The sequence below is a fragment of the Cytobacillus oceanisediminis 2691 genome, from assembly GCF_000294775.2.
In the GTDB taxonomy this organism is placed as follows: Bacteria; Bacillota; Bacilli; order Bacillales; family Cytobacillaceae; genus Cytobacillus; species Cytobacillus pseudoceanisediminis.
The window spans coordinates 2,439,529-2,461,192 of the sequence record NZ_CP015506.1; the positions used below are offsets into that span (position 1 = coordinate 2,439,529).

At 40.1% G+C, this 21,664-nt stretch carries 21 protein-coding genes; 17 read left to right on the forward strand and 4 right to left on the reverse strand.

Features of this window, described 5'->3' with window-relative positions; genetic code table 11:
• Window positions 1–2 precede the first annotated feature (2 nt).
• The 14 genes from ade to A361_RS12490 all read left to right on the forward strand — a co-directional run bounded on the left by ade (window position 3) and on the right by A361_RS12490 (window position 17,669).
• The gene (gene ade / locus A361_RS12430) at window positions 3–1,814 is read left to right on the forward strand and encodes an adenine deaminase (RefSeq protein WP_019379975.1); all 1,812 of its coding nucleotides are present in this window, start codon (window positions 3–5) and stop codon (window positions 1,812–1,814) included.
• Window positions 1,815–1,881: 67 nt separating this feature from the next.
• Complete coding sequence (locus A361_RS12435; RefSeq protein ID WP_019379974.1) at window positions 1,882–2,565, forward strand: cyclase family protein; 684 nt, start codon at window positions 1,882–1,884, stop codon at window positions 2,563–2,565.
• Window positions 2,566–2,585: 20 nt separating this feature from the next.
• Entirely contained in the window at window positions 2,586–3,209 is a 624-nt protein-coding gene (locus A361_RS12440; RefSeq protein WP_019379973.1) for a DUF1989 domain-containing protein, read from the forward strand.
• Window positions 3,209–4,381, forward strand: coding sequence for a M20 family metallopeptidase (locus tag A361_RS12445; protein ID WP_019379972.1), 1,173 nt, complete (start codon window positions 3,209–3,211; stop codon window positions 4,379–4,381). The genes A361_RS12440 and A361_RS12445 overlap by 1 nt, the downstream gene beginning before the upstream one ends.
• Window positions 4,378–5,715 (forward strand): 5'-deoxyadenosine deaminase, encoded by a 1,338-nt coding sequence (locus A361_RS12450; RefSeq protein WP_009334677.1) that lies wholly within the window; start codon window positions 4,378–4,380, stop codon window positions 5,713–5,715. Before A361_RS12445 ends, A361_RS12450 begins: the two co-directional genes overlap by 4 nt.
• A 70-nt stretch (window positions 5,716–5,785) precedes the next feature.
• On the forward strand, window positions 5,786–6,646 hold the full coding sequence (locus tag A361_RS12455) for a GNAT family N-acetyltransferase (protein WP_019379971.1): 861 nt from the start codon (window positions 5,786–5,788) through the stop codon (window positions 6,644–6,646).
• A 131-nt stretch (window positions 6,647–6,777) separates the two neighbouring features.
• A complete protein-coding gene (locus tag A361_RS12460) occupies window positions 6,778–7,131 on the forward strand; it encodes a CoA-binding protein (RefSeq protein WP_236888066.1) in 354 nt (117 codons plus the stop codon).
• Window positions 7,132–7,445: 314 nt separating this feature from the next.
• Complete coding sequence (parE, locus tag A361_RS12465) at window positions 7,446–9,428, forward strand: DNA topoisomerase IV subunit B (protein ID WP_009334671.1); 1,983 nt, start codon at window positions 7,446–7,448, stop codon at window positions 9,426–9,428.
• On the forward strand, window positions 9,425–11,875 hold the full coding sequence (parC, locus tag A361_RS12470; RefSeq protein WP_019379969.1) for a DNA topoisomerase IV subunit A: 2,451 nt from the start codon (window positions 9,425–9,427) through the stop codon (window positions 11,873–11,875). Before parE ends, parC begins: the two co-directional genes overlap by 4 nt.
• A 382-nt stretch (window positions 11,876–12,257) precedes the next feature.
• A complete protein-coding gene (locus tag A361_RS12475; RefSeq protein WP_009334666.1) occupies window positions 12,258–13,691 on the forward strand; it encodes an alanine/glycine:cation symporter family protein in 1,434 nt (477 codons plus the stop codon).
• A gap of 106 nt (window positions 13,692–13,797) precedes the next feature.
• Window positions 13,798–14,559 (forward strand): hypothetical protein, encoded by a 762-nt coding sequence (locus tag A361_RS12480; protein ID WP_019379968.1) that lies wholly within the window; start codon window positions 13,798–13,800, stop codon window positions 14,557–14,559.
• A 78-nt stretch (window positions 14,560–14,637) separates the two neighbouring features.
• Window positions 14,638–15,111, forward strand: a complete 474-nt coding sequence (locus A361_RS12485) for a staygreen family protein (protein WP_019379967.1) — start codon at window positions 14,638–14,640, stop codon at window positions 15,109–15,111.
• Window positions 15,112–15,153: 42 nt separating this feature from the next.
• A complete protein-coding gene (locus tag A361_RS30230) occupies window positions 15,154–15,360 on the forward strand; it encodes a hypothetical protein (protein WP_162271988.1) in 207 nt (68 codons plus the stop codon).
• Between the two features lie 743 nt (window positions 15,361–16,103).
• Entirely contained in the window at window positions 16,104–17,669 is a 1,566-nt protein-coding gene (locus A361_RS12490) for an alkaline phosphatase family protein (RefSeq protein ID WP_019379965.1), read from the forward strand.
• A 93-nt stretch (window positions 17,670–17,762) separates the two neighbouring features.
• On the opposite strand, the gene A361_RS12495 is transcribed toward A361_RS12490, so the two are convergent.
• Entirely contained in the window at window positions 17,763–17,981 is a 219-nt protein-coding gene (locus A361_RS12495) for a hypothetical protein (protein WP_236888035.1), read from the reverse strand.
• 169 nt (window positions 17,982–18,150) lie between these two features.
• Here A361_RS12495 and A361_RS12500 point away from each other — a divergent pair, with 169 nt between their 5' ends.
• On the forward strand, window positions 18,151–18,783 hold the full coding sequence (locus A361_RS12500) for a TVP38/TMEM64 family protein (RefSeq protein ID WP_009334657.1): 633 nt from the start codon (window positions 18,151–18,153) through the stop codon (window positions 18,781–18,783).
• Between the two features lie 70 nt (window positions 18,784–18,853).
• On the opposite strand, the gene A361_RS12505 is transcribed toward A361_RS12500, so the two are convergent.
• The 3 genes from A361_RS12505 to A361_RS31455 form a co-directional block, all read right to left on the reverse strand.
• The gene (locus A361_RS12505) at window positions 18,854–19,255 is read right to left on the reverse strand and encodes a hypothetical protein (protein WP_019379963.1); all 402 of its coding nucleotides are present in this window, start codon (window positions 19,253–19,255) and stop codon (window positions 18,854–18,856) included.
• Between the two features lie 206 nt (window positions 19,256–19,461).
• Window positions 19,462–20,283 carry a metallophosphoesterase gene (locus A361_RS12510; protein WP_009334655.1) on the reverse strand — a complete coding sequence of 274 codons (822 nt, stop codon included), beginning with the start codon at window positions 20,281–20,283 and terminating at the stop codon, window positions 19,462–19,464.
• A gap of 77 nt (window positions 20,284–20,360) precedes the next feature.
• On the reverse strand, window positions 20,361–20,966 hold the full coding sequence (locus A361_RS31455; protein WP_420480834.1) for a YkoP family protein: 606 nt from the start codon (window positions 20,964–20,966) through the stop codon (window positions 20,361–20,363).
• A 204-nt stretch (window positions 20,967–21,170) separates the two neighbouring features.
• Between A361_RS31455 and A361_RS12520 the strand changes: the two genes are divergently transcribed.
• Both A361_RS12520 and A361_RS12525 read left to right on the forward strand, forming a co-directional pair.
• Window positions 21,171–21,374 carry a DUF1657 domain-containing protein gene (locus tag A361_RS12520; RefSeq protein ID WP_009334653.1) on the forward strand — a complete coding sequence of 68 codons (204 nt, stop codon included), beginning with the start codon at window positions 21,171–21,173 and terminating at the stop codon, window positions 21,372–21,374.
• Between the two features lie 68 nt (window positions 21,375–21,442).
• Complete coding sequence (locus tag A361_RS12525) at window positions 21,443–21,649, forward strand: DUF1657 domain-containing protein (protein ID WP_009334652.1); 207 nt, start codon at window positions 21,443–21,445, stop codon at window positions 21,647–21,649.
• Window positions 21,650–21,664 lie beyond the last annotated feature (15 nt).

The window sequence follows — 21,664 nt, forward strand, 5'->3', positions numbered from 1 at the left end:
AAATGGATGCAATAGACATAAAAAAGGCAGTGCAATACCGCAAGCTTATTGACGTGCTGCTTGATTCCAGCCAGTTTGCTGATGTAGTCCTGAAAGGAGGATACTTCATCAATGTCATCACCCGGGAGATCTATGAAGCAGACGTTGCGATGAAAGGTGAATATATTTTAATGGCGGGAGATGCAAAAGACTTAATCGGGCCAAAAACGAAAGTGGAAAACATTCAGGGGAAATTCGTATGTCCCGGGTTTATTGATTCTCATATGCATTTTGAAAGTGCAATGCTGACTTGCACGGAATTCTCCAAGCTTTCCATTCCGACTGGGACCACCACGCTGATTGGAGATCCGCATGAAATTGGAAATGTCCTGGGGGTTCACGGGATGCAGGCGATGATTGAAGAAGCAAAGACACTTCCAAACCGGATCCTTTTCACGGTTCCCTGCGCGGTGCCTGATGCTCCCGGACTTGAAACCTCCGGATTTGATGTGACTTCCAAGGATATGAAAGAGCTATTGGCTGACCCAAATGTACAGGGAATTGGAGAGATACAGAGCTTCAGCAATATCAGGCCGGTATATGAGCATGCCCCGGAATTAATAGACGACCTTGTTGCCGCAGTTTCGTATGCAAACAGCATAGGAAAAACGGTTGAAGGGAATGCACCAGGATTGTTTGGCAAAGAGCTTGCCGCCCATATTATCAGTGGCGGGAACCATGTGTCCTGCCATGAGACTACGACAAAAGAAGAAACTGTCGAAAAGCTGCGCAATGGTGTAAGTGTGTTCATGCGTGAAGGCTCTTCCCAAAGAAATATGGCAGACTGTATCCGTGCCATAACAGAGGATGGGCTCGATTCCCGCCGTGCAATCCTTGTATCAGATGATATGGTGCCTGCTGATCTGTTAAATTACGGACATATGAATGATATTGTCCGCAGAACTATTGCTGTAGGCATTGATCCTGTGGAGGCCATCCAAATGGCGACCATAAATCCGGCTTCCCATTTTGGCTTTAAAGATGTTGGGGTAATTGCACCAGGCAAACGGGCAGACGTTGTCGTGATCAGCGACCTGAACAATATGACCGTTGACCAGGTATATCTTGCAGGAAAAAAAGCAGCTGAAAAAGGCGAATTAACCATAGATATTGCTCCTTACATATATCCGGAAAGTGTGAAAAAGTCAGTGAGGAGAAAACCTGTAACACTCAAGGAGCTGGCTATTGAGGCTTCAGGCAGCCGAGCAAAAGTAAGGGCAATTGAAGCTATACCTTTTCAGAACTTAACTGGCGGAAGCGAGTTCACTCTGAATGTCAAAGACGGCATTGTGCTGCCTTGCCTTAAGCAGGATGTGCTGCCGCTTCTGGTTGTAGAACGCCACGGCAGAACAGGAAAAATCGGTAAGACTTTCCTGCATGGCTTCGATTTGAAAAGCGGTGCCATTGCAGAAAGCGTCGCCCATGATACACACAATATCATCGTAACAGGGACAAACTACGAAGATATGGTAACTGCGGTGAACCGTGTAATTGCAATGGATGGCGGAATAGCGATGATAAAGGATAGCAAAGTAGTCGGTGACCTGCCATTGAGGATTGGCGGTTTAATGACAGACGAATTAACTGGAAAAGAAATGAGTGAAAAGGTAGACGAATTGTCGCAGCTTGCAAAAGATGTTCTTGGCTGTGGCATGGAGGTTCCGTTTATGCATTTATCATTCTGGTCACTGGTAACAAGCCCTAAGTGGAAAATTACAGATATGGGACTGATCGATGTAGATAAATTTGAGGTCATTCCGACCATTATTAATTGAACTTAAAAGCGGCGTTCTCTGCCGCTTTTCATATAGTAAAAAAATTAGCAGGGCAAGGAGGAATAGCATGGGAGTTAAATTAGTCGATTTAACGCAGGAAATTTATCAGGGAATGCCTGTTTTTCCCCTTCATCAAAAAACAATGATCTTCCCAAATATCTCTCACGAAGAAAGTGAAAAGCAAGTGGGATTTATGTTTGCAACCAATAATCTATTAATCAATGAACATGGCCCTACCCATAGCGATGCAACCTATGAATATGATCCAAACGGCAAATACATCGATGAAATGCCGCTTGAATATTTTTACGGGCCCGCAGTTTGCCTGGATGTGTCCCACATCCAGCCTGATCGATATATTACAGACCGTGATCTCGAGGAGGCATTGCGAAAATCACAGCAGTTTATTGAAAAAGGAGATATCGTTCTCCTCTATACCGGCCACTATAATCGCTCTTATGGTACAGACAAATGGCTCACAACCTACACGGGCCTGAATTATCAAGCAGCCAAATGGCTGGCTGAAAAAGGTGCGGTCAATATAGGCATCGATGCCCCGGCCATTGACCATCCGGATGATCCGAAGTATTCCGGGCACCTCATTTGCCGGGAATATGGGATAACCAATACGGAAAATCTCTGTAATCTCGATCAGATTGCAGGAATGCGATTTCTATATTTCGGACTGCCGCTCAAGATTCGAAAAGGAACGGGATCTCCAGTTCGTGCTGTAGCCGTTTTCATTGAATAACAACAAAGGTTGGTGATCAAATGAAAGAGGTTTTTAACAAGGGGAAGATCAGAGACGAAATGATTATCCCCCCTTATGAAGGAAGAAGCGCCCTGATTCACAAAGGAGAAGAGCTCATAATTATTGATATGGAAGGAAAACAAGTGGGGGATTTTGTCTGTTTTAACTATAAAGATCCTGAGGAACATGTTTCACCTGTTCATATGCGTGCCTCATTAAGCAGCATTCGGCTTAAAACGGGAGATTGGCTTTACAGCAACCGCCGCCGCCCGCTGATGCAGCTAGTGGAAGACACTGTTGGAAAACATGATTTCTTCTTTCCTGCTTGTGATTATTACCGCTATAAAGTTGATTTTGGCAAGGAGGATCACCCAAATTGCCATGATAATATTGCGGCTGCTTTGAAAAAGTATGATATTCACCCCCCTGTCATTCCGGATCCCATCAATATATTTATGAATAATGTCCTTGATGATGCTGGTGATTATGTCATTACCGAGCCTCTTTCCAAGCCTGGTGATTACATAAGGCTGAAAGCATTGTGCGATGTTGTCATTGCCTGTACAACCTGTTCCCAGGACATGGCACCGGTTAATGGGTTTAAAGTGACCCCTATTAAAATGCAAATAGTGGAGGCGGATTAATGAATGACATTCAGTTTCTTCAGCAGCTGCTTCAAATCGACAGCTCTAATCCGCCAGGAAACGAACATTTAGTGACTGAAGCTTTTATTAACAGATGCAAACAAAATTGTCTGCCGTTTAAAGTGACAATACTTGATGAGACTCGAAGCAATTTTGAAGTTACGCTTCCGGGAAAAAGCGGTAAACAGCTAGTCTTATGCGGCCATATGGATACCGTTTCTCCTGGAACGGGAGAATGGATTTACTCTCCATTTTCAGGTGAAATCGCAGATGGACGCATATATGGCAGAGGAGCATCTGATATGAAAAGCGGTCTTGCAGCGATGTTCCTGGCATTGGAAGAGCTGTATCTCACGAGTACTGTACCCCCTGCTGGCGTTACTTTTTTGGCAACAGCCGGGGAGGAAGTCGACAGCTGCGGGGCAAGGGCTTTTATAAAGGAGAATGACTGCAGAAAAATAGATGCACTAATCATTGCCGAACCGACAAATGAAAAAATTGTGATTGGCCATAAGGGAGCTCTTTGGCTTGAAATAACAGCGTATGGAAAAACCTCTCACGGTTCGATGCCGGAACAGGGAATAAATGCAGTAGATCATATGCTTAAAATAGTCCGGCTATTGGATGAAATGAAAATTGGATGGATGACAGATAGGAAGCCACTCGGACAAAGCAGCCTGGCTGTTACCATGATTGAAGGCGGAGTGCAAACCAATGTCATTCCAGATAAATGCAGCATCAGAGCAGATATAAGAACCGTCCCTCCTCAATCCCATTCCAGTTTTATAAACATGCTGAAATCCAAACTTGATCTGCTGATGGATCAGGAAGAGATTTATAAATACAGTGTTGAAACCATCCTGGACCGTCCATCTATTTTAACGGATCCTGCTGAGGACATTATTCAAATAGCGCAAATGATCAAAGGCGAATCGCCAGCAAACCATTACGGGGTGTCCTACTATACAGATGGTGCCGTTCTTAATCCAAGGAGTGAGATTCCTACCCTGATTTACGGCCCGGGAGACGAAAAGCTTGCCCATCAGCCAAATGAGTGGGTGAGTCTGGCGGCTTATCAGCGCTCCATTCAATTTTACAAGCAGCTTATCATGACATATGGAAAACTGGAGCCAGGAGAAGCAAGTCCTGTACAAGGGGGAGGAAGAAGTTGAGCAGTATACTGATAAAAAATGCTGAAATCATCACGATGAACGCAGCTGAAGAAATCGTTTTCGGCGACCTTTATATTGTGGATGACCGCATCGTGGAAATTGGCCAGAATTTAACACATAAAGCTGATAAAGTAATGGATGCTTCAGGAAAAACAATCATACCGGGATTTATCCAGACACATATACATCTATGCCAGACATTATTCCGAGGACAGGCTGATGATCTTGAACTGCTTGATTGGCTGAAACAGAAAATCTGGCCGCTGGAGGCTTCGCATGATGAAGAATCCATCTATTATTCTGCCATGCTGGGGATTGGTGAATTGCTTCAAAGCGGAACAACAACTGTGGTGGACATGGAAACGGTCAATCATACCGAATATGCATTTCAGGCAATTGCCGAGAGCGGCATACGGGCACTTGCCGGAAAGGTCATGATGGATAAGGGGGATGAAGTTCCAGTTCCGTTAAGGGAAAATACCTTAAAGTCCATCCAGCAAAGCGCAGATCTGCTTGAGAAATGGCATAACAGCGATAATGGACGAATACAATATGCCTTCTGTCCCCGTTTTGTAGTTTCCTGCACAGAGGAATTGCTGAAAAGTGTCAGGGATCTTTCTGCACAGTACAATGTAAGAGTCCATACGCACGCATCGGAAAATGCCAATGAAATTCTGCTTGTTGAAAGAGAATTAGGCATGCGGAATGTAGTTTACTTGGACAGCATTGGGCTTGCCAATGAAAGGCTGATTCTTGCGCATTGTGTTTGGCTTGATGAAGAAGAAAAAAGGATCATCAAAGAGCGTGGTGTAAAGGTCAGCCATTGTCCGGGATCCAATTTAAAGCTGGCATCAGGTGTAGCAGAAATTCCTTCTTTATTGGATCAGCAGGCTTTTGTCAGCCTGGGTGCTGATGGTGCTCCCTGCAATAACAATCTGGATATGTTCAATGAAATGAGATTGGCTGCAATCATTCAGAAGCCTGTACATGGACCAACAGCAATGAATGCCAGAACAGTCTTCAGAATGGCTACGATCGGCGGAGCTAAAGCAGTTGGAATGGAAAAGGAAATCGGAAGCCTTGAGCCCGGAAAGAAAGCAGACCTTGCTATTCTTAATCTGAATGATTTTCATGTGTATCCGTCATTTGATATCGACACCATCTCGAGGATTGTCTATTCAGCCACTCGAGCAGATGTAGAAATAACCATTGTAAACGGGAAAATCGTCATGGAAAATAGGAAGCTAAAAACGGTTGATAAAGAAATGGTGTTAAGAGAAGCGAACATCAGCATAAAGAGGCTGCTTAAAAGATTAGAGACAGCCGTTTATTAATCTTCTAATTCGGCTGAAAGCAAATCAGCCGTTTTTTTTATGGTAAAATATAGTAAAGAGGAGTGATGATGTGAAAGCCGGCATTTTGGATCATGCAAATCTAGTGCAGGCATCCGAGTTTATTGCAGGAATGAACTCTCTGCGCCAGTGTCATATAGGGTATTTGGGGACCAGCCAAAACGATATTCTTCATAGTCTGGAAGAAATGAATAGTGATGCCGAATCAGCTGCATTTATTGTCTGGAAGGATGGCGCAATTGCAGGTTTTCTGGGAGTAGATGCTGATCTTAATAAAGGGACAGCAGAATTATGGGGTCCTTTTGTTCAGGAATTTGAATTTATGAGACTTTTATGGGAAAAAGCACTTCATTATTTTGAAGGAAACCTGCATTCTTACTTTCTGTTTGCGGATACAGCCAACCATACTGCTGCCGAATTTGCTTTAAGTAACGGATTCAAGCCGCAATCTGCTCAGACATACATGGAACTGAAAGGAAATCCCAGTAATGAATTAAGAGATATCAGTTTATTGCCGCCTCACAGCCATAGCGAGTTTATCCATTTGCATGATACATTGTTTCCCCATACATATTATTCAGGAAAAGAGATTATCGGAAGATTGAGTGACGAACACAAAGTTTATACATCTGGTGATGCGGATGGATTAAATGGCTATTTATATGCTGAATACAATCGTGATGAAAAAGAAGGAAGCATTGAATTCATTGGTGTGAAATTCTGTAAACGCAAGAAGGGCATTGGACGAAAATTGCTTGATATGGCGGTTCATGACCTTTTTGTGAATGCTGGATCCGCAAGCATTAAGCTTTGTGTGGGAACAACCAACCAGAAAGCCCTGTCTCTTTATAAAAAAGCAGGATTTAAAGTTGAAAGGTCATTGAGTTTTTATAAGCTGTATATTTGGGAATAAGAGCAATAAGTTAGTGCGCTTTTAAGATTTTAGGTAAAATATAATTAACCAGAAAAATTGGAGGGAACAAAATGGCTATTGAAAATCCAAGCAGGGACCAAATCGGTGTTCTATAAAAAAAGGCAAAGCGGATTGCTGTTGTGGGGTTAAGCGGAAATCCTGAACGCACATCCTATATGGTGTCAGAGGCGATGCAAAAAGCCGGCTATGAAATTATCCCGGTTAATCCCGCTGTTGATGAGGTACTTGGTGTAAAGGCTGTAGCAAGTCTTAAAGAGATCGAGGGGCATGTAGATATCGTCAATGTATTCAGGCGTTCAGAGTTTCTTCCGGAAATTGCTCGGGAGTTTGCCGAAATAGATGCTGATATCTTCTGGGCTCAGCTTGGAGTGGCAAACCAGGAAGCATATGATTTTCTAAAAGAAAAAGGCTGCACTGTCATCATGGACCGCTGCATTAAAGTTGAACACGCACTAACGAAGTAAACTCAGCATGAGGTCTGCTTAAGATCTCATGTTTTTTATTTTTTATAGAATCCCTGTAAATAAAGGGTTTGTGTAACGGAAATAATCAGGATAAATCTTTTAAATCCCAAGATCTTATTTGCCAAAACCAAATAAATAGATAAAATAAAGCATAGACCATCCTAAATTATATGGTAAAATATGAATACAGAACATCTGTTCTAGCCTTGGGATATCAAAGGAAATGGACTTAAAAGCTGAATTCTCATACGGGTGTTCTTAGTGCCGAGATTTTGACGGCATGTGTTTTTGCAGGAAATGAAAGGGGTATGTTCGTGGCAAGAAATCAGGAAGCTTTTGACTACAATGATGATGCCATACAGGTACTCGAAGGGCTTGAAGCTGTTAGAAAACGCCCTGGGATGTACATTGGAAGTACGGATGCAAGGGGTTTGCACCATCTTGTATATGAGATTGTCGATAACGCTGTCGATGAAGCGCTGGCAGGTTACGGGGATCATATCATTGTCAAAATACATAAAGATAATTCAATTAGTGTTCAAGATAAAGGACGCGGTATGCCTACAGGTATGCACAGAATGGGCAAGCCGACTCCAGAAGTCATATTAACTGTCCTTCATGCAGGGGGAAAGTTTGGCCAGGGAGGCTATAAGACAAGCGGCGGGCTGCATGGTGTTGGTGCATCCGTAGTCAACGCCCTCTCAGAGTGGCTTGTTGTTAAAATTAAACGTGATGGCTTTGTGTATGAACAGCGTTTCGAGCTGGGCGGAAAGCCGGTTACAACGCTCGAAAAAGTGGGCAAGACAAATCAATCAGGAACTACCATCCACTTTAAGCCAGATCCGTCGATTTTTTCGACTACCACGTATAATTACGAAACACTCTGCGAGCGGCTTCGTGAGTCTGCATTCCTTCTAAAAGGAATGAAAATAGAAATCATAGATGAACGTAATGACTTTCATGACGTTTTTCACTATGAAAATGGCATAGAAGCATTTGTTGAATATTTAAATGAAGAAAAGGATATTCTTCACCCTGTAGTAAGCTTTGAAGGCGAGAGCAATGGAATTGAAGTGGATTTTGCTTTTCAATTCAATGATGGATATTCGGAAAATGTCCTTTCGTTTGTTAACAACGTCCGCACAAAAGACGGCGGTACGCATGAGGCTGGGTCCAAAACAGCGATGACAAGGGCTTTTAATGAATATGCCCGCAAAGTGAATCTTCTGAAGGAAAAAGATAAAAACCTGGATGGAGCGGATCTGCGGGAAGGATTCACAGCTATCGTCTCTGTTCGTGTTCCGGAGGAGCTTTTGCAGTTTGAGGGCCAGACGAAAGGCAAACTGGGGACCAGTGAAGCACGGTCGGCTGTTGATTCAGTTGTTTCCGAGCATTTGTCTTATTTCCTTGAAGAAAACCCTGAGACAAGCTCTCTATTAATTAAAAAAGCGATAAAAGCTTTCCAGGCGAGAGAAGCAGCCCGCAAAGCACGTGAGGAAGCAAGAAGCGGGAAGAAGCGGAAAAAATCTGAAGCCATGCTTTCAGGAAAACTTACACCAGCACAGTCGCGCAACCCGCAAAGAAACGAATTGTACCTGGTTGAGGGCGATTCTGCCGGGGGATCTGCTAAACAGGGCAGGGACAGGCGCTTCCAGGCTGTGCTCCCGCTTAGAGGTAAAGTAATCAACACGGAAAAAGCAAAGCTCCAGGATATCTTTAAAAATGAAGAAATCAATACCATTATCCATGCAGTCGGAGCAGGCGTTGGCTCAGATTTTAATCTGGAAGATGTCAACTATGATAAAGTAATCATCATGACAGATGCCGATACCGATGGAGCACATATCCAGGTGCTTTTGCTTACTTTCTTTTACAGGTATATGAAACCGCTGCTTGAAGCGGGCAAGGTATTCATTGCGCTGCCTCCTTTATACAAAGTCAGCAAAGGTTCAGGCAAAAAAGAAGTGATTGAGTATGCATGGAGTGATGATGATCTTCAGGATACCATTAAAAAAGTGGGTAAGGGATATATGCTTCAACGCTATAAAGGGCTTGGCGAAATGAACGCCGATCAGCTATGGGAGACGACTATGGATCCAGAGTCGCGCACACTGATCCGCGTTAAGATTGATGATGCAGCAAGAGCTGAACGCCGTGTGACCACATTGATGGGTGATAAGGTTGAACCGCGCCGCAAATGGATCGAGTCCAATGTGGCATTCGGCCTTGAAGAAGATGGAAGCATACTTGAAAATGAGAATATTTCAGTGCTAGAGGAGGAGGGTGATGAATCATGAGTTCTGCTGAAAAATTCCGGGACCTTCCTCTTGAAGATGTATTAGGCGACCGCTTTGGGCGTTATAGTAAATATATTATTCAGGATCGTGCCCTTCCCGATGCTCGTGATGGATTAAAGCCTGTTCAAAGACGGATCCTTTATGCCATGCATGTAGAAGGCAATACACACGAAAAGGGCTTTAGAAAGTCTGCTAAAACAGTCGGAAATGTAATCGGCAATTATCATCCGCATGGCGATACTTCTGTATATGACGCCATGGTGCGGATGAGCCAGGATTGGAAGGTTCGAAACCTTCTTGTTGAAATGCACGGCAATAACGGGAGCATCGATGGAGATCCTCCGGCAGCCATGCGTTATACAGAGGCTCGATTATCGGCCCTTTCTTCCGAATTGCTGAGAGATATTGAGAAAAGAACCGTTGAATTTATCCCGAACTTTGATGATACTTCCAGTGAGCCAACCGTTTTGCCCGCTGTCTATCCGAATTTGCTAGTCAATGGCTCAACAGGTATTTCTGCTGGATATGCAACGGATATTCCGCCTCATCATTTAAATGAGATTATTGATGGGGTTATTTTACGGATGGATAAGCCGGATTGTTCTATCGATGATCTGATGGAGCATATTAAAGGACCTGATTTCCCTACTGGAGGCATCATCCAGGGAGTCGATGGAATTAAAAAAGCTTATGAAACAGGAAGAGGAAAAATTATTGTCCGCGGAAAGGCCGAATTCGAAGATTTGCGCGGAGGCAAAAAGCAAATTGTCATAACTGAAATTCCTTATGAAGTGAATAAAGCCAATCTGGTAAAGAAGATTGATGAATTCCGACTGGACCGGAAAGTCGAAGGCATCGCCGAAGTCCGTGATGAAACGGATCGGACAGGCCTTCGGATTGTGATTGAGTTAAAAAAGGATGCAGATCCTGAAGGCGTCCTTCATTATCTGTACAAAAACAGTGATTTGCAGATCCCTTATAACTTCAATATGGTTGCTATCCACAATCGTCACCCGAAATTAATGGGTTTAAGAGAGCTTCTGGATGCCTATATCGGCCATCGTAAAGAAGTTGTTACACGCAGATCTCAGTTTGAGCTGCAAAAGGCTGAGGCGCGTCAGCATATCGTTGAAGGCCTGATGAAGGCTCTTTCCATCCTGGATGAAGTGATTACTACAATCCGGGCATCTAAAGATAAGCGGGATGCAAAAGATAATCTGATTGCAAAGTTTGAGTTCACTGAACCTCAGGCTGAAGCAATTGTTTCCCTCCAGCTTTATCGCTTAACCAATACAGACATTACTGCCTTAAGAGCAGAAGCTGAGGATCTTGCTAAGCTAATCGGCGAACTGAAATCCATTTTGGAAAGTGAGAAGAAGCTATTCTCTGTTATAAAAAAAGAGCTAAGAGATGTCAAAAAGCGTTTTGCCGATGAACGCCGTACGAGAATTGAAGCGGAGATCGAAGAAATCAAGATCAATCTTGAAGTTCTGGTAGCCAGTGAAGATGTGATTGTAACGGTAACAAAGGAAGGCTATGTCAAGCGCACAAGCCAGAGGTCGTTTGCCGCCTCAAACGGACAGGATTTTGGCATGAAGGATTCAGACAGGCTGATTGCAAAGCTTGATATGAATACGACCGATGTTCTCCTTGTGTTTACGAATAAAGGAAACTATTTATACTGTCCAGTACATCAGCTGCCGGATATCCGCTGGAAGGACCTTGGACAGCATATTGCCAATATCATACCGATCGACCGGAATGAATCGATTGTCCGGGCTATTCCAGTTAAAGATTTTGAAACGGAAGAATACCTGCTCTTTATGACGAAAAATGGAATGGTAAAGAAAACCGAGCTAAAAGCTTATAAAGCTCAAAGATATTCCAAGCCGCTTGTGGCAGTTAATGTAAAAGGCACTGATGAAGTTCTCGACGTTTATTTAACAGATGGCACGAAGGAAATATTCCTTGCCACTTACCAGGGATTCGGCCTCTGGTTCCATGAAGAGGAAGTAAGTATCGTTGGTGCCCGGGCAGCAGGCGTTAAAGGCATTAACCTTAAAGACGGCGATTTTGTCGCAGGTGCTCAGCTAATTGAGGATCAGAAAGAGCAGTCTGTCGTGATTGTTACACAGCGAGGATCTATAAAAAAAATGAAGATGAGCGAATTTGAACGGACTTCCCGTGCCAAGCGCGGTGTAGTGATGCTTCGTGAATTGAAATCTAACCCTCACCGTATTGTTGGGTGTGTGATTGTCAAAAGCAAAGATGAAATATACATTGAAACGGAAAAAGGCCATATTGAAGCAGTTATTGCTTCATCCATCCGCTTTAATGACAGATATTCCAATGGATCGTTCATCATTGACGAATCCGAAAGCGGTAAAGCAAAATGCATCTGGAGGGCTGAAGTCAAGGAAGTAGATGACAGCCACGTGACTGAATAAGATTAAAAAACCCCCTGTTAATGCAGGGGTTTTTTGTCTACTTAGAATTATGTTATAGGGAAAGTAGTTCGTGCTCTTTAATGGCTCCCGATTTTTTAGAGGGACTGAATCCGATAGGTTCTTGCAAATTAATAATTCAGAAGAATATTATTCTTTAGAAAGGTAAAGTGTATAAAAAATTTATTCAAACTTAAATGAAAACGATTAAAAATATTTAAATTAATTGGCAAAATCGATTATTTTTCGCTTAATATCAAGGTTTTTAATGTATTTTATCGAAATGGAATGAATATTCGACTTGTCTATTAAAAATTCTTTTGATAGATTATAAGGAGTGTGTTGTTTTTGTGAAATAACAAAAGAATTGATTAGGGGGAATAGTATGGGCTTTTTGGAATCAATCGTAGGCTTTCTGAATGATCTATTATGGACTTACATTTTGATTGCCGCATTAATCATTTTAGGTTTATATTTCAGCTTCAAAAGCCGGTTTGTCCAATTAAGATATTTAGGTGAAATGTTCAGAATATTGGGCGATAAAGCGATGGTATCTGCAGAAGGCAAGAGAGGGATATCATCATTTCAGGCTTTTACTATTAGTGCAGCATCCCGTGTAGGTACTGGTAACATAGCAGGTGTAGCAACTGCCATAGCGGCCGGCGGACCTGGTGCAGTTTTCTGGATGTGGCTCATTGCACTCATTGGCGGGGCTTCCAGCTTCATTGAAAGTACTCTGGCTCAGATTTATAAAGTGAAAGATAAGGATGGTTTCCGCGGAGGCCCGGCCTACTATATGGAAAAAGGGCTAAATAAACGCTGGATGGGAATAATTTTTGCAATCATTATTACATTCTGTTTTGGGTTGGTTTTTAACTCTGTTCAATCAAACACCATCTCATTAGCCTTTAGTGAAGCATTTGGTGCCAGCCGTCTATCTATTGGACTTGTACTGGCGGCATTAACAGCGATCATCATTTTCGGCGGTGTTAAACGAATTGCATATGTATCTCAAGTCGTTGTGCCGATTATGGCGGTTATATACTTGGCGGTTGCCATTGTAATTGTCATAATGAACATTACAGAAATCCCTAATCTGATTGGCAGCATAATTAAAGGAGCTTTCGGGCTCGATCAGGCTGCTGGCGGAGCAATGGGTGCCGCAGTGATGATGGGGATTAAGAGGGGTCTCTTTTCAAACGAGGCAGGAATGGGAAGCGTGCCAAATGCGGCTGCTACAGCTTCAGTATCCCATCCTGTAAAACAAGGATTGATTCAAACCCTTGGGGTATTTGTAGATACGATATTAATCTGTTCTGCTACAGCCTTTATTATTCTGCTATCAGGTGAATATGCTAATTCTGACCTTACAGGCATTGAATTGACACAGGCAGCCCTTAGCACACATGTTGGATCATGGGCACCAATATTTATAGCTGTTGCTATTTTCTTATTTGCGTTCACATCTGTAATCGGAAATTATTATTATGGTGAAACGAATATTGAATTTATTAAAGAAAGTAGCTCTGCGTTATTTATTTATCGCATTGCCGTACTGGGAATGGTTATTTTCGGATCTGTAGTAGATTTAGCAATTGTTTGGAGCCTTGCAGATTTATTCATGGGTATAATGGCCATCATTAACTTTATTGCAATTGTATTGCTCGCTAAAATTGCCTTTGCAGCCCTGAAGGACTATAAGGCACAGAGAAAAGAAGGAAAAGATCCTGTGTTCTATGCTGACTCTATTCCGGGTCTAAAAGGGATTGAATCATGGGAAACCAAGGAAAATGCATTAAAGAAGAAGGCAGCTAAATAATTTATTTCTGCAAAACCTCTTATCCTTAGGATAGGAGGTTTTTTGTGATTTTACATGTTATTTCCATAAATGGGCAAGATAATAAAAAATTAGGGAGGATTAGTAAATGAAAAAAGAATTGCTTTTTGCGTTTGCGGCTTTCTTTTTTATGTCTCTATCCGCCATAACAGGTGTATATGCTGGTGAGGAAGAACAAAGAGCTGTAACGGTGTCAAAAGATAAAGTGGATGTAACAGGTGATAATAAGGCGGATACCGTCTATATTAAGGGTGTTTATTATGAGGAAGGCGCGTCCTTTTTAAAGGAAATATCACTCGAAATAAAGGCTTCAGACGGTAAAATATATAAAGCAGAGCTTGCAGGAGGCTATGAACCTCAAATACAGTTTGAGGATTTAAATCATGATTCCATTAAAGATATGTTTATAAGTATTCCAACAGGGGGAAGCGGCGGTCTGTCGAATTTTTATTTATATACGTTAAAGGACTTCATGTTAACAGAACTGGCAGTTCCAGACCCTTTAGTGATCAATAGCCAATTCGAAAATGGCTACAAAGCCAATATTAGCATTCAAGAAACCAAACAATCATATACGTTTGATTTAAGGGACCGGAGCGAGGAATATGAACGGCTTGGTCTGTATTTAAACGGAAAACTAAGTGAACCCACTGAACTAATGGTAAATCCTTATAGCACGCTGAAGATCATCCCTGTTGAAGGACAAAACGGATTATTGGGAGTTCAGAGAATTAGCGGTGCTTATAATGCAGATACAATCGCATTTGTAGAATCTTTCTGGCTGTATGAAGAAGGGAAATGGATGTTAAAAGACACCAAAGTGATGAAAATGAATTCCCGCAAGCGTTAACGATATGGGCATTTGTCACGTTTCTTTCAGCACCCCATATACTGGGCATATGGAAATTTGTATATGGGGGCGCTTATTATGAGTAATTTTAATCCATCTAAGCTGTCGGTTAAATATTTGCCTCCTGCGACGGAATTCAGGCCCGTAGACAGCAGGAAATATACACTTACACACTCAGATGCAACAGGAGAATTATTTTTGGCGATAGGTGAATGCTATGATTTTAATGCAGTCAATCGTAAGTTCCGCGATGAAGCATTTGCTGAATGGATTCCCCAAATGGGGCAGTATGTTCTGAGCGGAAGGGTGTATATCAGCGGCGGAGAATTCGATCAGCAATACGCAAAAATAAGGTTTCTTATCTTCCAAAAAGAATTGGATCTGGCGCTGACAGCGATGGTTTATGGAGATAGATGCTTTTTTACCAATTATCCCTGGCTGCTTGATTCGCCAATCTTTATATATTTTGAATCCGTTTACCCGGAGTTCAGCAAGCTGCTTTATTACGGAACTCCCAGAAAATATTTAAGTGCTGCATTGCAGCCAGTATGAAAAAAATGCGCGTGATGGAACGTGTGTTCCGTTTTGTGAAAAATGGCTCTAAACGCAGCAACAAATGTAAAAGAAGCTGTATTTTATCATAAAAGCAAAGGAGCGATTAGAATGAAGAAAGAACAGGAGAAAACATTTGGATTGAGTTATGAATCGGATGGAGAGATGGGGGAAAAAAACAAAAGCAATATTAAGGATAATAAAGAACAAGATGATATGTTTTTTAATATTACACAGGATAGTGAATAAATTAAATGGATTTAGACATATGGTTGTGTATAAAAATGTTATGTAAACTAGATGAAAAAAGTATCAGTTAAGAGGGATCATTGAATATCTGTGAAATATCGTTTTTTAAGAATTGATTGAACAAATATTTATCCATAGCTTCAGCAAGAAAAACATGAATTAGTTCTTTAAAAATAAATTTGAAAATGATTCAATTCAATTTTCGCAGATTAAACCATTTAAGTAATATTTGACTGAAAATTTTCATGTTGTCTCACTATCTTAAGTATACTTCGATAATGAGACAACAATTTCATTTTAACCCACTACTTCCTATAATATATATTATGTAAACTAGAAAAAAATTATTGTCCCACATATCTCTCTTTTAATAATCTTTATTGGGCATTACTCTCCTCCATGCTGACAATAAATTCTTGGATCAATCCCAATGTTTTAACCCTTTAATAATGATGGATTTTAAAAAGAATACATTAATTACAAAAAAATAAGCATACTGATAGTAAAGTTTCTGTTGGTATTATAACCAAAAATTTGTGTTTATGTTTTGATAAATAATGGGAATGAAAAATGATTCGATGCTGGTTAGTGATTTCTATACCTTGCCGCCCTCTCCTCTGTTATTTCCTTTTTGTCTCATTATTATTTCTTTGAATAGCAATTGAGAATCAAATGCTCCCGCCTCAATTTATTTATTGCATAAAGTTAATATAGACTATATTTCAAAGCGCAGGTGAAAATTGTTGATTCGTTTGCTTCCTTGTATAATAGCTATTTCTATTCTCCTATTCGGCTGCGCCAGCAGTGGTCAAAATTCAAATGAACAGGATAAGAAAGCAGCTGCTATTCAAACAGAAAGTCAGTCTTCACCTAAAGTTATACTTCTTGTTATCGATTCGTTGATGGATGAGCCTTTAAAAAAAGCAATACAAGAGAAAAAAGCTCCTGCTCTGGCCTTCTTTTTAAAACACGGACAATATAGTAAAAATGTAGTAAGTTCCTATCCAACCATGTCGGTTACAATCGACAGTTCTTTAATAACTGGTGCTTACCCGGATGAGACTAAGATTCCTGGACTCGTTTGGTTTAATAATGATAAGAAGCAAATCATCACTTATGGAAATGGGCTTTTTGAAATAATGAAAATTGGGGTTTCCCAATTTGCTGAAAGTATCATGCATCAATATAATAATGTTGACCTCAGTCCAAATGTAAGCACCATCCATGAGGATCTGGACAGAATTAAAAAGGAATCAGCATCCATTAACGCATTTATTTATCGGGGAAATTATCATCATACCCTTAAAGTACCCAAGTTGATAACAAAAGTGAGTAATTTACCTGGGGAATACGAAACTGTTGGGCCGAAAATGCTGTCTTTAGGTACATTTATTCAACAGGACAAAAAGAATAATCACATTGTGAATCGTTTAGGACTTAATGATGCCTTCGCGGTTCAAGAATTAAAATACCTTTTGGAAAAAAATATTATCCCTGAATTTACAATCCTGTATATTTCAGGAAATGACTTTACTGTACATAGGAAAGGGCCAAAAACAATAAAAGGAATTGAAAAACTTGATAAGTATCTTCAGGAGGTCTTGAATAGTTTTCCGAAATGGGAGGATGCCCTTAAAAATTATAATTGGGTTATTGTTGGAGACAGTAAACAATCACCTGTCATTGAATCGAAAAAAGAAGCTTTAATCGATTTAAAAGAAATCCTTTCTGAATATAGGATTTTAAAGCTCGGCAAGCCTGCTGGAAAAGAAGATGAAATTGTCATTACAGCAAATGAACGAATGGCTTATGTCTATGAAATTAATGGAAGTATTTCAGTAAAAAACATTGCCGAAAGGTTAAAAAAAGATCAGAGGATTGCCTGGATTGCATGGAAGGAAAAAGAATTAATACATGTGATATCTGGGGATCATGAGGGTTCCTTTGATTTTAATTCAGGTGGAACCTATCGTGATGTTTATAATCAAGCATGGTCTATAAAAGGAAATACCTCCATTCTCGATTTAACCTTAAAGAACAAGAATATTCATTATGGGGATTATCCTGATGGATTAGCAAGGCTATATGGAGCTATGTATTCTCAGGAAGGTGAATTTCTTGTCGTTGACGCAAAACCCGGGTATGAATTCATTGGTGAAAGTTCACCTGAACATTCCGGTGGCGGTGCCCATGGCTCCATGCATAAAGATGATTCACTAATCCCCATCATTGTTACAGGAACCAATAAAAGTATCGAGCACCTGCGGATTGTAGATTTGAAACAATGGATTATGGATTTTTGGAATTGAAAAAACATAAACCTGCTCTCAGCAAATACCTGAGCGAAGGTTTATGTTTAGTTTAAATCACCAGTTATTTTGAATCAGTTCAGTATGCTAAATTTAAAATGATTCATTAACCTCCCAGGATTCCACCAGTTTATATGCTGTTTGCGGATTATAGCCTTTTCCCAGCAAGTACGCAATGGCTGCAACCTCAGTCATTGCATGGGAAACTGAAGTGAATTTTGCTTCTGTTAAGCCATAATTCACAAATGGCTTTACCATCATTAAGGTTTCGTTTTTTAAATCTCTGTATGGAATATAGTAACCATAATTCATATAGTGCATTTTTACAGCTGCCTCCCCCATTTTTTACCTTGATGTTATTTTATGTTGGATTCTTCAGAAATGATTTTTGTCCAGGTGAATACATTTCTTTTCAAAAATATAAGCATACTGAAATTAAGGCAGCCGCGAATGATTAGGGATATAGGCAAGGAGCAATTTTATGCGCAGATGGTGGATTGGATTAGCATATGTCATTTTATTGATCGTTGGAATGACCAATAAAGATTACTTATTAGAATGGCTGCGAACAAGTGATCCATCTTGGCTTCCTGCAATGTTTTTACTTTCTGTACTGATTGCGTCTATTCCTTTCTTGCCATTTACTCTTTTTGCAGGAATAATGGGAGTCAAATTTGGTGCGATGGTCGGTCTGCTGATCAATTGGTTTGGCATTCTTTTGACTTCGTTAATTTACTTTTTTTTATCAAGATACTATTTCAGGAATTATTTCACCGCCTACTTGGGAAAGTATAAAGCCATTAATAAATTTCAGTACCTGTTCGAAAATAATGCATTTATGGCAATTTTGTTTGGCCGAATGATTGTTATCATCCCTCCTCAGGTGTTTAATATCTATTGTGGAATAGCAGATATTCCATTTAGGCATTTTTTCATAGCTACTGCAATTGGAATGCTGCCTCCTATGTTTATGCTTGCATACAGCGGCGAGCAATTGTTTTTATCACTTCATAATTTTTTGCTGGGAGTAATTTGGTACCTTCTATTTCTCCTCTGCTTGTTCCTTTGTTATAAATTATGGTTCCATAACAAGCTGGATCAATCAAAAAGATGATCTGATCGAATGCTGAAATAAAAATTATGAAAATAAAAAAAAGCCCACAAAATACGTGGGCTGCTATGCGTTATTTGTTGTTTATCGGGTTCTTATTCGATGTTAATTTCTCCGCAAACTCAGTTACCCCCGCCATATTTGGCTTTTGGAAGTTTTTCGTTTGGGCTGTATTATTGAATTTGTTGTTTATCGGGTTCTTATTTGATGTTAATTCCTCTGCAAACTCAGTTAACCCCGCCATATTTGGCTTCTGGAAATTTGTCATTTGGGCTGTATTATTCATTAAATTTTGAAACGGGCGAGCCATATTTCTGCCGCGATTTCTAGTAAAGCCATATGCAGCTGCACTTAAACCCAGGCTAATTAAAGATCCCCACAGCATTCCTCTGTTTCTTCTTCTCTTTTTGCCAAACATATTTAAAAACGGCTTCATTTTGCCCGTATTAAAAATCGCATTTATCCAGTTATTCAAGTTTAAGCACTCCCCTTTAAGTAATAAGAAGGAATCATATGTCTCCTCCCTTATATAATTTTTACTTTTAGGGATTCGAATATGCTGGCAAAAATTTTATTGGGTTTGTAAATAATATTTGTGTATACCTATATAGTACTGATTGTACATGGTTATTATACGCCTAAAACCCTTGCCTATTGCAATGGCAAGGGTTTTAGAATGTATTATGATATTTCATGATAAGTGATTTCAGGTCGGCTGCCGATACGGATATTGACCCCTGTCTGGCCTAGTCCCTCACTTATATAAAAAGGTTTTCCGCTATGATAATGAAGGCCTTTCACCATTTTCATCCGGACAAGCCTGCCCATTTTTATCAAATGATATGGCTTTGGCCAATGAATCTGTCCGCCGTGAAAATGCCCTGATAATAAATAATCAAAAGGAACATTTTCCATCTCTAATACAACATTGGGATCATGGGTCAAAACTAGATTACAGCCTTCAATTACTCCTTCATAGGCCTTTTTTACATCACTGTGTCTGGTGCTGTAATTATCAATTCCAATGATGTTTAATTTTTCCCCATTAACCTGTATCGACACATGCTCATTTTGAAGTGTTTTACAGCCATTTTCTTCTAGAGTGTTTTTCAATGTTTCAAAGTTATGACCTTTTAAGACATAATCATGATTGCCAAAGACTGCATAGATGCCATGCTTTGGATTTGTCTTGTTCAGTGCATGGAGATAGCCCGCAAGCTTAGGAATACTTCGTTTGCGGTCAAGAAAATCGCCTGTAAGGGCAATTAGGTCCACTGGTTGCTTTGAGATCATCTCAAATAATTCATCCGGACTGACAGAAATATTTTCGAGGTGCATATCAGATATATGAAGAATTTTTATGTTATCTCCCGAAACTGAGATATTAGGACGGGAAACAGAAATTGAATTTATAGTTACATTCTTAGTGTTTTTATTGGCTTTGTAAATAAGATAACAGAAAACGGTGAACAAGATTAAGGTGAAAAATAATGCCATATTCATATCCCCTCCCTCCTTCAAAGTATAAGGGGATTGAGGGGACAGTCCTAGTGGGAGTTAGAGGAAACAGTCTGCATCATTTATTTATATTTATTAATCAGGTTTTCTTTAGACATCAATAAGTAAACAGTGCGATGCTTTTTTAAATTTGCAGCAGAAATTTTTGAACACGATAAAAAATATATAGGCAATTGAAATGTTTTTTTAAACCAGCAGTATAATTTATTTTTTGGAGATATACATTCAAATCCAAGCGTGCTGAATCCCTTGTTTATAAGGGTGATGCCAATAACCCCTTTTATTTTCGTTTCTTCCGGATGGCTGAGGATAAATGCAGTCAAAAGCGGCATAGATTCCTTAACACGTTTATAGATGGCTCTCCCTTTTAATAACTCATTTTTCATATAGTTAAAATCTTTTAACAGCCTGACATTATGCAGATGGATTTTAAGTAAAAGATCATTTTTTCTTATGATAACTCCGTCAGATAATTGAATGTCATTTCCTTTATATTTTGTCAGCCTTACACGAAAAACTCCTCCCTTTTCCGGATCTGCTGTAAGATGCTGTAGCCGGGTAAAAGGATAATAAAGAGGATCCAGGAATACCCATATTGATAATAAAATATTGCGGAACTTGTTTTTTAGGTCTCCTCCTTCCTGCGCTATAGTAAATAGGATGTTAATCTAATGGAAATTTTAATTATGGAAATGAACGGATATAGTGCCTTTTTAAATATGGCAGCTCGCAGCCGGGTCATACAAAGCGAGATCCAGATCACCTTATATGATAAGTTACTGAATTTGGTATGAAGTTTATTACATAAGCATTCAATAAAAAGTAATAATACATTGTGTAGTTTATTTTTCATTTGAAAGAAGGAATTAAATATGACAGTTGGAACTCAAGTAAAGCAAGCAATTGTTGGCTTGAAGAGCGCTCAGGCCAGCTTTGAAACGTTTGCACTTGCTACGGAAAACCAAAATGCTAAACAGCTGTACCAGAATGCCGCACAGCAAACACAATCGATCATTGACAGCCTTGAACCAAGGCTTCAAGAGATTCAGCAAGAGGAACCTCAATATAATCAGTAGACATTCAGGCTGGCATATGCCAGCCCTATTACAATTATAAATTTAAATCTTGAAATGGTGTGATCTCAATGACAATTGCTTCGAATGTAAATCAATGTCTTGCAGCAATTCGTTCTATAGAAGCACAGTTATCAAACCTGGCTTTAACCTCAATGGATGAAGAAGCAAAGCGCCTATTCCATGAATCAATGCTGGAAATTAGCGAGATAAAAACTGATCTTGAACACCGAAAAAAGGTTATAGAGTTTGAGGAACCCCAATATAAACCAAATTAACTGAACATGGAGATG